13 protein-coding genes are annotated in these 12507 nt (G+C 39.0%); 8 read left to right on the top strand and 5 right to left on the bottom strand.

The features are described 5' to 3' along the window. Positions 1-288 precede the first annotated feature (288 nt). Positions 289-999, bottom strand: a complete 711-nt coding sequence (locus H510_RS0112390; protein WP_155977967.1) for a hypothetical protein — start codon at positions 997-999, stop codon at positions 289-291. A 5-nt stretch (positions 1000-1004) separates the two neighbouring features. Continuing rightward, entirely contained in the window at positions 1005-3881 is a 2877-nt protein-coding gene (locus H510_RS0112385) for an RHS repeat domain-containing protein (protein ID WP_026904617.1), read from the bottom strand. Positions 3882-3907: 26 nt separating this feature from the next. Between H510_RS0112385 and H510_RS20610 the strand changes: the two genes are divergently transcribed. Both H510_RS20610 and H510_RS0112375 read left to right on the top strand, forming a co-directional pair. Further along, positions 3908-4318 carry a lantibiotic dehydratase C-terminal domain-containing protein gene (locus H510_RS20610; RefSeq protein ID WP_026904616.1) on the top strand — a complete coding sequence of 137 codons (411 nt, stop codon included), beginning with the start codon at positions 3908-3910 and terminating at the stop codon, positions 4316-4318. Between the two features lie 983 nt (positions 4319-5301). Then, on the top strand, positions 5302-5595 hold the full coding sequence (locus H510_RS0112375) for a GIY-YIG nuclease family protein (protein ID WP_026904615.1): 294 nt from the start codon (positions 5302-5304) through the stop codon (positions 5593-5595). Positions 5596-5853: 258 nt separating this feature from the next. Here the strand turns inward: H510_RS0112375 and H510_RS0112370 are convergent, their stop codons facing one another. Beyond that, complete coding sequence (locus tag H510_RS0112370) at positions 5854-6567, bottom strand: LytR/AlgR family response regulator transcription factor (protein ID WP_026904614.1); 714 nt, start codon at positions 6565-6567, stop codon at positions 5854-5856. Then, positions 6564-7655: a sensor histidine kinase gene (locus H510_RS0112365; protein WP_026904613.1), complete on the bottom strand. Its 1092-nt coding sequence runs from the start codon at positions 7653-7655 to the stop codon at positions 6564-6566. The genes H510_RS0112370 and H510_RS0112365 overlap by 4 nt, the downstream gene beginning before the upstream one ends. Positions 7656-7933: 278 nt before the next feature. On the opposite strand from H510_RS0112365, the gene H510_RS19630 reads away from it, so the two are divergent. From H510_RS19630 to H510_RS0112335, 6 genes are all read left to right on the top strand, one after another. After that, positions 7934-8215, top strand: a complete 282-nt coding sequence (locus H510_RS19630; protein ID WP_051291204.1) for a helix-turn-helix domain-containing protein — start codon at positions 7934-7936, stop codon at positions 8213-8215. A 362-nt stretch (positions 8216-8577) separates the two neighbouring features. Continuing rightward, positions 8578-9222 carry a DUF6266 family protein gene (locus H510_RS0112355; RefSeq protein ID WP_026904612.1) on the top strand — a complete coding sequence of 215 codons (645 nt, stop codon included), beginning with the start codon at positions 8578-8580 and terminating at the stop codon, positions 9220-9222. Between the two features lie 60 nt (positions 9223-9282). Continuing rightward, the gene (locus H510_RS0112350) at positions 9283-9648 is read left to right on the top strand and encodes a hypothetical protein (RefSeq protein WP_155977964.1); all 366 of its coding nucleotides are present in this window, start codon (positions 9283-9285) and stop codon (positions 9646-9648) included. A 34-nt stretch (positions 9649-9682) separates the two neighbouring features. Then, the gene (locus tag H510_RS0112345; RefSeq protein ID WP_026904610.1) at positions 9683-10075 is read left to right on the top strand and encodes a hypothetical protein; all 393 of its coding nucleotides are present in this window, start codon (positions 9683-9685) and stop codon (positions 10073-10075) included. 606 nt (positions 10076-10681) lie between these two features. Then, positions 10682-11116 (top strand): CHAP domain-containing protein, encoded by a 435-nt coding sequence (locus H510_RS18835; RefSeq protein WP_051291206.1) that lies wholly within the window; start codon positions 10682-10684, stop codon positions 11114-11116. Positions 11117-11139: 23 nt separating this feature from the next. Further along, positions 11140-11598: a hypothetical protein gene (locus H510_RS0112335; protein WP_026904609.1), complete on the top strand. Its 459-nt coding sequence runs from the start codon at positions 11140-11142 to the stop codon at positions 11596-11598. Between the two features lie 585 nt (positions 11599-12183). Here H510_RS0112335 and H510_RS18830 read toward each other — a convergent pair. Further along, on the bottom strand, positions 12184-12507 hold a 324-nt coding region (locus H510_RS18830; RefSeq protein ID WP_036692691.1), incomplete at its 5' end, for an alpha-L-fucosidase C-terminal domain-containing protein.

Below are 12507 nucleotides of genomic sequence, written 5' to 3'. Positions count from 1 at the left end.
AGCTTTCATGACCACAGCGGGCAAGGTGCTTGCAGCCCTTACGGAGCTTTTACTTTCAACCCCATCGACAAGATCGTGGAACTTTATGAAAGGCTACTGCAGGCTGAAAAGAACGGAAAGTAGCCCTGATGAATTTTTTTGATACAGGAACGCCCAGCTCAAACCGAGCCTGGCGTTCCTGTTTTTTTTCTGCTGCTGTGAAGATTTAAGGTATCTTATCTCTTTTACCCTTATCGCTAAGACTTAATCCAGTGGGGCTTATGAGTTTTGTTTATTGTGTTGTAAAGTTTATTTCATTGAGTTTGCTTCTAAAAATCTACTGAAAATCTGAGTTTGGTTAGAAACTCTGGGCATTTCTTCCCATTTCTTTCTATCAGGGTTATATATTTTAACAGATTTTCTCTTTACTTCTAATATATCGTTATCGAAACATTTATAATAAAAGTTGGAGGCATCAAGCATAAGTGTTAGATTGATATTATTTCCAATTGTGTTTTTTGGGTATATTATTTCTGTAATCAGTGGAAAAGGTACATAAGTCGTTACTGCAATTACAGGTTCATTAATGATTTGTAAATACAAACTTTTAATAGGTTCTTTTATATAAAAATAAGCAAGAGAATCGCATCTTCTTTCCGTATAAATTTTATCATTTAGCATGATTCTACATATGTAGTCTGACAAACTTCCCCTGCCCTTTAGATCTATTTTTATAGAAATTTCATTTCTATCTGATTCTTTATCTTTATCAAGATAATGGACCTCTAAAGGGATATCGCCAAATTTCTTTGTACTGTTTAATGATATAAGACCCTTATCTATTTGTTTCCAATTTCCAGTGGAATACTTATATAAATGAGATTCCTTATATTCATATCTAAAGGTTGAATCTGAATAAAACTGAAATGCATTTGGGCTTTTATAATATTTCCCAGAAACCCCCTTTTTCAAGGAGCACCCGCACAATAAAAGCAATAAGATAACATTTAATGTTTTCATTTTAATTATTTTTCCCATAAGGCTCTCAACTGCTTTTCAGTTACACCTGGAGAATAAATAAAAATGCCTTTTCCATTATTTATTCCCGAAACCCACTTAGATGTTATATCATTTCTATTTGTAACTGATCCAAAAATAGATGGGGCTCCAGTGCTCACAGATATTGGATCAAAAGAATATTGGCGCTGATAAGGTAGCACCTCTCGGTCAAATTTATTCGGCGACATAGTTCCTTTATATAGTTGGAAACCATGTGCTGATTCATGAACAGCATTTGCATCTCCGACAATATCCATCGTAATAACTCCTTTATTATTATAAGTACCACCCACTTCTGAGCCCGCAGGAAGCTCGTTAAAAGTGAATTTTTGAGATACATCAGCACTTCCCATTTGTGTCAATTCATTTGAAGAACTGTTAAGGTCTGATATTGTTGTACTTATACTAGCGACTTCATTTTTCGCATCGCTTAGCCTGCTTTCAAGTCCCTTAGAAGTACCATTTTCTGCTATTTTTGATTCGAGTTTAGTTACCCTATCATTTGCAGACTTCAAATTGCCAGTTTCTGTTGAGATTCTATCTTTTATCCCTTTTTGCAATCTGTCTGCAATAGCTTGGTCTTTCTTTGGATTATCCCATATCATCCCATCAGGGTCAATAAACCTTATCGGATTATTTCTCGCATAATTATATGGAGACCAAGCCCTGTCAATATCAGCAAGTGGATCCACCACATTCCACCTTCCAATCACCGGATCATAAAACCTTGCACCATAATCGTACCAATTGATATCATTCTCTGAATAGCCCTCCAAACTTTCGATTAAGACTTTCTCTTTACCATTATAAAGGTATTTATTATCCGATGAAAAATTATATTTATTTACTGATAAACCGAAAGCACAATAATTATCCTCCTGTATTACTCTGGCAGTATTGTTATATTTATCAATAGATTGACGCGTGTTACCTAAATGATCCTTTATAAAATATTCATACCGATAGCTGCCATCTGTATTTCTTACTGCTCTACCTTCTTCTGTTTGGATAAAACTGATGTTACTAACTTGATTTCTATATGTAGCACTTCCTACATAATAAGTCGTTTCATTGTTGTTGATTCCATAGTAATCACTATACAATTTTACTCCATTAGCATCATAAATATGGTAGGCTATCGATTCTCCTTCAATATAGAAAGGTAAATTATTATGATCATAATAAATATATTTATAACTGCCAGTATATCCATTATCTATATATTCTGTACTTCCACCTAATCCCGGAAAATAACTATTGCTTACCTGCGCCCCTTTAATGGTACCGGTTAAAGTATTTAAAAAATTACCAGTCCCTAAATAACTATAGTTTATATTGGTATTATCTCCTCTTTCCAAGTGCAGAATATTCCCTCCTTTATCATAAGAGATATTCGTCTCATTCATCGTAGGTAATAACGTATTCCATGAATTATTCAGTCTGTTCAACTTATCATAGGCAAAATAGTTGGTATTAGCTCCTGTCTTCTCTCCATTTAAGCGTATTTCGCTGATGTTACCGTTATAGTTAGGAATAGCTGTGCTTTGGATATCGTCCTGATAAACTAGTATCTCCGTAAATGTTGGTGAACTGATTTGCTTTAGCCAGCCTCTTTCGTTATAACTGTACTGCGTATTGTGAATAAAATTCAACCCACCATCTTCTGAATGTAGTCCCTTAGTTTTTAACTGACCAAGCTCATTATAGGTATTCTTCGAAAGTACTACCTGGCTGCCTGTATAACTATCTTTAACACTACTTATTTGTTTCTTTACTTCTTTGCTCCTACCTACATGATCATAAGTATATGCTGTTCCTATTGTGACTAGCTCTTCACTTTCATTTATCTTATGGTATTTCTCTGTTTTTGAAGTCTGTTCTCCCGTAAAACTATACGTATAGTCTGTCTCTATGTAATTATTTCCTCCCGCAGTTCCTAAAAGATAGTCCTCATAAGTCTTAATTGCTCTACCTTTATCGTCATAATAATATATTGTCCAAAACATATAGGATTCAGCACTAACTTTACTAGCTGTTAGCAACCCTCTGGTCATAGTACTACTGCCTGTATAAGGTCTCGGATTTCCGCCCGGCAGATCATAATTATCATAATAATTTATCGTCAAATGTTTATAAATATCTGTTTGAGGAAATGCATTATTACTATAGCCCGTTACCGCTATACTGCTATTCTTTGTTTCCCATAATATAGTCTGTGCATCTACTTCTGTTTGCAGTACTGCCCTTACCTTATTAATATTCGGTCTGTAAGCTCCTGTCATTAGCTCTCTCCCTAAACCATCATACTTAGTAAATATCCATGTGTAATTACCGAAATAAGAACTCATGTTAGCATCCTGCCTTGCCACTAGCTGATCTAGTTTATTATACACCATATACTCCCAGCCTTTTCCCGGGATCCTTTTCTCTACCAATCTCCTTCTACCATCATACCTGTACTGGTAGCAGTAATTATCCAGCGTCGTCTGGCTAGGTACACTCATTGCATCTGGATTTGCCCCCGGAGGTAACACGAAACTTAGATTACCCAAATCATCATATACATAGTAAGTGCTTAACGTTTCTAGACTATTGTTCTTCTCATTGAATGTTCTTTTCAACACTACCCTACCTTCTTTATCCTTATACTCTTCTACTGTTCCTGCTTGTGAAAAGCTTTGGCTTGGGCTCCAGTTCTCATCCTTGCTTATCGTCTTATACAACTGGTTGGCTCCATAATAGCCTGTACCTGTTAGGGTTCTTTTATACGTCTCTCCTACTGTAGTTACGGCTTCTGCGTTGTATAGTCTTACCTCATTTGCTGCATTGCTGCTATATACCATCTTCTGGGTATGGCCTGTTTGGCTGTTTGCTACTGGCTGCCAAGCTGCTCCCGGTGCTCCTTGTTCTAATACCCTGTTTAAATGAGGAACAAATAATTGCTTTCTGCAGCAAAAACGCAGAAGCTTTCTTATCCCTAGTTGCGCAAAAGGATATCCGCATAACCTTTGACTGTGTTTTTCGCGAATTAAAAGCTGAAGGATTAGGAGACGAATTCCATAGCTTATCAGGAGATATGAAAATAGAGATTGGAGCTATCAGATCGCTTGCACAAACCATCAATAGTTTAGACTACCTGAATTTTATATGTGATTTCTTTCACCTGCATGTTAACCGCCTCTTCGCCCGCAACCAAAAAGAAAAAGAAGCCTTGTGTTACCATTGCCTGCAAAAATGGATGAAAGCCAAAATAGCACTAGCAAAGCAAGGGATAACCTGAACTGTAACACTGAACTCGTTTCAGGGTCTCCCTTCCACCCCATCACACTGAACTCGTTTCAGTGTCCCACCAGCAAGGTATTAAACCAGCCCTTCACCCTCTGCCGTCACACTGAACTTGTTTCAGGGTCCCACCAGCAAGGTATTAAACAAGCTAGATCCTCTACCTATATAATGGGATACCGAAACAAGTTCGGTATGACAGTATGGTAAATAATCCGTCATCCTAACCTTGTTGCATATCGTCACCCTGAACTACTATCCTGAACCCGTTTCAGGATCCCTTTCGCCCCGTCACACTGAACTTGTTTCAGGGTCCCACCAGCAAGGTATTAAACCAGCCCATCACCCTGTTTACCTTTATAATGGGATACCGAAACAAGTTCGGCATGACATCGTGGTAAAAGTATACCGAAACAAGTTTGGCATAACATCGTGGTAAATAATCCGTAATCCTACCCCCTTCTGCCCCGTCACCCTCAGCCGTCACACTGAACTACCATCCTGAACCCGTTCAGGATCCCCTCAGCCGTCACACTGAACTTGTTTCAGGGTCCCACCAGCAAGGTATAACGTTAGCAAATCCCCCTAACCCATCACCCTGTTTACCTTTATATTGGGATACCGAAACAAGTTCGGTATGACATTGTGGTGAAAAGTATACCGAAACAAGTTCGGTATGACATCGTGGTAAAAAGTATACCGAAACAAGTTTGGTATGACAGAAACAAGCTCGGTATGACAGTATGGTAAAAAACCGTAATCCTACCCCCTTCCGCTCCGTCACACTAAACTACCATCCTGAACCCGTTTCAGGATCCCCCTCCACCCCCGTCACACTGAACGTCACACTGAACTTGTTTCAGGGTCCCACCAGCCAAGTATTAAACCAGCCCATCATCCTCAGCCGTCACCCTGAACTCGTTTCAGGGTCCCACCAGTAGAGCGCATTGCATCAATGAAACATTCTGCTTATATTTATTCATGCAAAAAGGCGGTTATACCTATATCATGAGCAATCAGTATAGAACTACTTTCTATATTGGCGTAACCAATAATATAAGAAGGAGAGCTTCCGAGCATAAACAAGGACATGGTTCCAAATTTACTTCTTTATACAAATGCTTTGATTTATTATTCTATGAATGGCATCATGATATAAGACATGCTATTGCTAGAGAAAAACAGCTCAAAAACTGGCATAGAGACTGGAAAATCAATCTGATCAAAGAAGAAAACCCTCTAATGCAAGATCTATATGATGCTCTGTGGTCATAGACCCATCACACTGAACTACCATCCTGAACCCGTTTCAGGATCCCCTCCACCCCGTCACACTGAACTTGTTTCAGTGTCCCACCAGCTAAGTCTTCTACCAGCTAGGTCCTCTACCTTTATAATGGGATACCGAAACAAGTTCGGCATGACATCGTGGTAAAAAGTATACCGAAACAGGTTCGGTATGACAGAAACAAGTTCGGTATGACATCGCGGTAAGTAATCCGTCCTCCTTAACTCGCTCCCGGAGATTATAGCCTATCTAATCATGTGCTCTGCCATTTTCATATTCAAAGCTGCCTTGTAGACATTGCCTATAGGTACGTTATCACCATTGCTCATCAGCAGATCTACTCCACTAGCATGTACAATGTGGTCTAGATTAACCATATAAGACTTTTGAACCTGTAAAAATCTAGTGGAAGCCAGCTGAAACAGCAGTTCTTTCAACGTAACATGTACCATGAGGCGTTCGTTTTGTAAATGTATTTTGGCATAGTTCTCTACCATTTGAACATAAATGATATCATCCAGATATATTTTACTATAGCCCCCATTCTTTTTAGGTATAAATATGTAGCGTTTGCTTTTTTCTATCAGCGGGGTGCTATAATTAATAAAACATTTGCTCACCTTGAGGTAGGCTTGAAAAAAACGATCATAGGAAACTGGTTTCAGCAAGTAATCGAATGCATTTTTATCGAAAGCTTGCAAACTATAATCCGGGTAACCGGTAACAAACACTACCGCTGTATTGTCGCTCACCATTTCTGCAAGCTTTAGCCCATTAATCAGGGGCATCTCTATATCAATAAAGGCAATAACTGGCTTTGCAGGTTTGGTAATAAATGGTAAAATCTCCTGAGCTAGCGTACTGGAAAAGACCAGGTTTAAACCTGGAGTTTGTTCTACATAGGATTTGATAATGCGTATAGCCTCAGGATCATCGTCTAAAATATAACAGTCAATCATAGATTTTTATTTAGTATAACATATAATTTCAAATAGTAACGATCCTCAACAATATAGCTTGTTAAACGGTACAATGCTGGATAAAGCAACGCTAAGCGCTTTTTGATATTAGCCAGTCCGATGCCAGTTCCGCCTGTTACATGCGTATTGATCTTATTTTTTACCAAGAGCAGCAGACGTCCTCTTTTTAAGGTAATGCTAAAGAATGCCGGATGATTTTCATCGTCCAGTTGTGCATATTTCAGCATATTTTCTAGTATGGTAACCAGTATAAAAGAAGGGAACTGCATTTTGGAAGCTTCTGCTATAGAACTGCCAGAAATGTTGAATATGAGGTATAATGGCCTGATAGCCCTTTGTAGGATAAGGTAATTTTGAAGAAATTTTATTTCTGCCGAAAGGGGTAAATATTGCCGGGCAGGTTCGGCAATCATTTGATGTTGCATCAATCGGGCAAGTTGCATGATGGTAGCTGCACCTGCGGGTGAATCCTCTTTCAGCTGCCCATAAATCTTATTCAGGACATTGAGTAAGAAGTGAGGCTGGATTTGGGCTTTTAGGAAGGCCATTTCACTTTGCAGCAGGGCTACTTTTAAATTTTCTTTCTGAAGTTCGTCTTGCAGTTTATGCTTCTCCATGGTGTGTATATTTTTTAACTGCTGTGCAGAAAAAAGACCCAGCCAAAAAGTTGTAGCCAAGCCCACCATATAGCCAAAGCGGTAGAGTACTGCCGCAATAGAAGGTAAAGAATAAAAAACACGCCAATCCTGTATCGTATTTTTATCCAGTATGATTCGGATGACACAGACCAGCAAATAAAACAGCACTAGCTCTGCCAATAAGCCTAATGCAAGCGGTACTATGTGGACGCCCTTTGCCCGGATATAGCGTAAGAAAAGGCCATAGCTGTGCCAGTAAAACAATGCCAGATAAAGCATGTAATGTAGTAGGTAACTCATTAAGGAATCACTCATACCCAGAATTTTTGCCAGCCCAATTTCATAAGGAATAAAAAGTAGCCAGAAAAAGACTTGTAAAATGATAGATTGTTTAGAAAGTCCCGGAATTTCATCATTCCCCACAGTCATTTCACTCTTAATTTTAGTGTTTTTGTCAAAAAAACCAATAAATAATCGTGAGAGCGCTTTATTATTGCCTTAAAATTAATAAAATATGAAAAATAAACAAACTTTGAAACTCCATTTTAAGAAAAGTAGGAGAATCAGGCAGGAATCCCAGGGGTTCCTACCTCCAACCCGGCTAACCGACGCTACAGTGACTATCACCACTACCGTTACCACCAGAAAATGATTGAAGGGTAGTGCCATTACGGCACTGCCCTTTTTGTTGAACCTAACCCTATACTATGAGATTTTTTACCCAACTATTTGACATCCTGTTGCGCATAGAGGAATTGATTGCCTGTCTGGTAAGCCTACAAAATAAGGGCATGCTGGCAGATAAAAAAATGCAGCGGATGGAAAATTACCAGCACAACTACTTAGATAAACAGGAGGTTACACAGCTGCTCAAGATCAGCGAACGACAACTTTACAACCTGCGCAAAAAGCATCATTTACCTTACCGGCTTATCAGTGGTAAGCTGTATTTCAAACTCACGGATATCGAAAAACTTTCCAAAAGATAAACATGTAAAGTGATGGCAGGAATTAAAAAATAGTGTAAAGCCAGAACAGTATTAACCAAATAAAGTAAAGTTTTTTCAGGACAAGACACCTTGCTTGGTTTGGTTTAGGCTGAGAATTCTCCCATACTCCTTCGAGAATCCTTCGGGAAATGTCCCGGTTTTCTCGAAGCGGTCTCGAAGCAGTCTCGAAGAAGAGTAAGGGGAATGTGGCAAAGTACGGCAAAACCCGGCAAAGAGCGGAAGTGAATTTCCGAATCCTTGTTTGCTGCAAATCGGGCTTCTACATTTGGCTCAGACAAAAGACAGGTAGCGCTACAGAAGAAGCTTTTGCACAATGGTTTAACCCTTAAATTTTGAAAAATATGGGAAAATATACACAAGGCATACTGGGTGCCTTTACCGGAAAAATCGGAACCGTAGTAGGTGCCTCTTGGCGAGGTATCAAGTACATGCGCAGCTTGGCAGCTAAACGTGGTAATGCCAATGCTACAGAAAAGCAATTGGAGCAGCAAGCGAGGTTCTCGCTCATCACCGCCTTTTTAAAACCAGTAAAACCCTTGCTGGAAATTGGTTTTAAAAGCTATGCTGTAGGCAAGACAGGTTATAACAGTGCTCATTCTTACAACCTCAAAAATGCGCTAACAGGAACGAGCCCCAACTTAGAGATTGATTACAGCATGGTATTGTTGAGTCGAGGTGATCTGCCGGCAGCAGCAGGTCTGGTAGCAACATCTACCACGGCCGGACAGTTGAATCTAGCCTGGACTGACAATTCTGGTAAAGGTAAAGCAAAAGCTGGCGATAAACTGATGTTAGTGGTGTTTTGTCCGGCTTTGGCCGAAGCGGTCTACAGCATTGGTGATGCAGTTCGTGAAGATGCGACACTGGCTTTTGATGTTGATACAGATTTCAGCGGACAGGTGGTACAGGTTTATACAGCATGGCTTTCCGAAGATGGCAAAGACGTATCAAACAGTAAGTATGCTGGTAATATTGACATTGCCTAAAAATTAGTTTAACAGGGGGTATGCTCCCCCTGTTGATTGTTCTATCCAAAAAGATATGATATGGGAATTTTCACTTACGCTATGGCCATCAGCAATTTCAAGCAGAAACTAACAGCTATTCTCAGTAACTGCCCGGGCTACAAGCAGATTATTAGGAAAGATGTAAATGAGTACCTGACAGAAAATCGGCGTGATTTCTTTACCTACTACCAACAGCTTATTGTGGGATTTGCCGAATTAAGAGATTTTGAAAGGAAAATAATAAAAAGCGAAAATCCTTTTGAAATGCATATCCTGCAAGCTTGTTGCCCTCCTGAAATTGATACCGAAGACCTCCGCAGACGTGTGCTGAATATCTTTTTAGATAGCCTGGAGGAGGCTATTGAAAAAAACCGGTCATACAACTTGTGCCGGAGAAAAATCTAATTAAAAAATTAAAGTAAATAAAAAAGGAGGTAATATGTCTCACAAAGCATTAAATTATACGAAAGCTATTAAACTATTCAGGCAAAAAGCAAAATCTATTATCAGCACATTACCTAATGGTATGAAACTAATTGCAGACCGGATGCTGCTTAGCTTTCTAGAACAAGAGAAGGAAATTTTAAGCAAATGGTACTGCGGTATGCTCTTTAAATTGTTAGAAGAAGAAGATTTTAGCCGTTTACTGGCATCAAAAAAGAAGGGACTTCATTTCCTTCAGTTGATTAAAGTAGGCTTGTCAAAGGAAAAGATCAAAAATTTAAGAGAAGAACTGTTTATACTGCTTAAAGATACTTTCACCAGCAGTTCTGGAGTTGGCCTAAATGCCAAAATGACCTATAAAGTTCGGCTATATGTACAAGAACACTAACCCTGAGCGGGAAGATAGGAATACGGAACAGCCTGTAATCTCAGTTAATTCATTGCAGTAAGCTTACGCTGAGAAAGTTATTTCATTCAACAATTTTAAAGTTTAAAATATGATCATCATGCTAAATAATTACAGGCAGGGCTTCAGAAGCCATTTGCCTGCTATAGTTAATCATCCATTCGTACTGTTACTTTTAATGCTATTGCTGTTCATGGTAAGCACTCCATATTGGGTCTACAGTTTAGATCCAACTGCGGCACTCCCTGATGCAGGAATCTGGATCATGATCCTGATAGCACTTTTAGTATTTATCTTGCTCCTTCTGCTCAGCTGGCGACTACTCAATAGCAGCTGGAACAGACTGGGCTTGCCTCCGTTTCAACACATGGTTCCACACTTTAAACAATTAAGCTTATGGCAACAATTCGTATTGTACTGGGCATCTTTTGCCTTGCTATTATTAGCAGCTATCGGCTGCCTGCTAGCAATATTTTAGGTCTGCAAAGCCCATTAGCTGAGCTTTCGGCAAAGGGGTCACTACCAAAAAAGGATTCAGAAAAAGAGAGGCGAGCCTTACTCCAATCACTTTATTATCAGGAAGTAGGAGTGCGTGAGCAACATAATAGGAATGATGGCTACCGTGTAGAAAGCTATCTGCATTATACCGGTAATAAAAAAGGCGATCCCTGGTGTGCCGCCTTTGTAAGCTGGTGCTTAGGCAAGGCAGGTATCCACAACCCACGTACAGCATGGAGCCCTGCTTTATTACCTCAAAAGCGTATCATCTGGAAAAATGGCTGGCAAAAAGAAGAGCTACAGCCACAGGCAGGAGATGTTTTTGGTATCTGGTACGCTTCCAAAAAACGCATTGCCCATTGTGGTTTTATAGATGTATGGGGCGAAAGCATCGTCATGACGGTTGAAGGGAATACCAATGAAGCAGGAAGCAGAGAAGGCGATGGGGTTTACCGTAAACGCCGACTTAAACGTACTTTATACGCCGTTGCAGATTGGGTGACAGCAAGGAGGGAAGATAGATGAAAAAAATCCTTTACCTATGGGTCATGCTTGTATTAACAGCCTGTTCCAGCCAGAAATCCAGGTATCAGCAGCTCATCACAGAATTGGAAAAGACCAAACAGGCTAGTCTTGTAAAAGATAGCCTGCAAAGTCAAAGCAGTATGATAAACGTCACACTACAGCAAGTAAAAGAAGGTGTGGTTTTAGAAATGGACGAACTGTTTTATTGGCATCCAGACAGTGGCTTGCAGCAACAACCAGGCTATATCAAAGTAAAAGTTTACAAAAGCAGCAGCAAAGACAGTTTAGTAAAACAAAGCCATCAACAGCAAAGCAGTAGGGTTAAAGCCCAACAGCAAGAACAAGAGCTGTTAAAGAAAACAACTCATAAAACATTAGAAAAAGAAGTAGAAAGAAAAGGGAGTTTTACCTTAATCCTACTGGTTATGATTTTCTTAGGCTTGGTGGTTTTAGGTCTTTGGTGGAGCTTTAAGATGAGATGATATTGAAGCCAATATCTCGAAAAGTAAGATTTGTGACATTGAGCGAAGTCGAAATATCCTCTAATATGCTCAAAAAAGGCTTTAACTCCGCTCTTGCCTAACACAAAATGGTGATTTAGTGATAGCAAAAAGCTTAAGCAGATAAACAAAAAAGCCTCACTATTTCTAGTAAGGCTTTTTGGATGCTCCCGAGGCTGGGTGTTTTTCCAAAAATCTGTTTGAGGATTTAAACAGAGTTGCAAAAATCAACGAAGACAATTTGTATCAGATCAATATTTTTTAGCCCATAAAATATAAATGTTTAATCCAATTATTTTTTTATTGGGCTGGAAGATAGCTTTACTTTTTGAATACAAGAAGATGTCGAATCAATCAAACCATAGTAAGGCTAATTATATAACCATAGTTATTTGCGTAAATGCACTATTCGTTTATTTTGCGATTGGCCCTATAATGGTTTGTAAAAGGGTAGAACCAATCATACAAGATTATTGATTAGTATTTAAAATTAAGCCTTTTAAATGAGAACTTCTCTCTATTCAATTAGAGAATTCATAATTGTCGTAAATTTATTTTTAAAACTTATCAATCTAAAGCCCCAGTTTTCATTTTTTCTTTTCCTGATTCTCCAAACCAAGTTTTCATTTCTCCTTTTACTTCAACTTTTATAACACTTGCCACAGCATGTGGTGCTTGTGATGGTATTTTTAACATCACTTGGTTGCTGTTTTTATCCCACTTTAGTTTTTCGCCATTGTGCAGCATTCCTGCTGATATCACTTCTTGATTTAGCCCATCGATGCTAAGTATACCATTTTTTGGCCACTCAAATACAGAAAGATAAAGGGTAGTTTTGCCATTTTGTGTTTTTCTGGTTATACGCCCCCAAGTTTGGCTAGGTAGCGGACT

Source organism: Pedobacter glucosidilyticus DSM 23534 (genome assembly GCF_000425145.1).
Classification (GTDB): domain Bacteria; phylum Bacteroidota; class Bacteroidia; order Sphingobacteriales; family Sphingobacteriaceae; genus Pseudopedobacter; species Pseudopedobacter glucosidilyticus.
Note: the sequence above shows the minus strand (reverse complement) of the source record. Positions and strands in the feature narration are given on the sequence as shown.

What these genes read in the sequence shown, in the direction of transcription:
- H510_RS0112390 (WP_155977967.1), bottom strand. Translation starts at nt 999, where the DNA reads ATGAAAACATTAAATGTTATCTTATTGCTTTTATTGTGCGGGTGCTCC.
- H510_RS0112385 (WP_026904617.1), bottom strand. Translation starts at nt 3,881, where the DNA reads ATGGTATATAGCAGCAATGCAGCAAATGAGGTAAGACTATACAACGCA.
- H510_RS0112375 (WP_026904615.1), top strand. Translation starts at nt 5,302, where the DNA reads ATGCAAAAAGGCGGTTATACCTATATCATGAGCAATCAGTATAGAACT.
- H510_RS0112370 (WP_026904614.1), bottom strand. Translation starts at nt 6,567, where the DNA reads ATGATTGACTGTTATATTTTAGACGATGATCCTGAGGCTATACGCATT.
- H510_RS0112365 (WP_026904613.1), bottom strand. Translation starts at nt 7,655, where the DNA reads ATGACTGTGGGGAATGATGAAATTCCGGGACTTTCTAAACAATCTATC.
- H510_RS19630 (WP_051291204.1), top strand. Translation starts at nt 7,934, where the DNA reads ATGAGATTTTTTACCCAACTATTTGACATCCTGTTGCGCATAGAGGAA.
- H510_RS0112355 (WP_026904612.1), top strand. Translation starts at nt 8,578, where the DNA reads ATGGGAAAATATACACAAGGCATACTGGGTGCCTTTACCGGAAAAATC.
- H510_RS0112350 (WP_155977964.1), top strand. Translation starts at nt 9,283, where the DNA reads ATGGGAATTTTCACTTACGCTATGGCCATCAGCAATTTCAAGCAGAAA.
- H510_RS0112345 (WP_026904610.1), top strand. Translation starts at nt 9,683, where the DNA reads ATGTCTCACAAAGCATTAAATTATACGAAAGCTATTAAACTATTCAGG.
- H510_RS0112335 (WP_026904609.1), top strand. Translation starts at nt 11,140, where the DNA reads ATGCTTGTATTAACAGCCTGTTCCAGCCAGAAATCCAGGTATCAGCAG.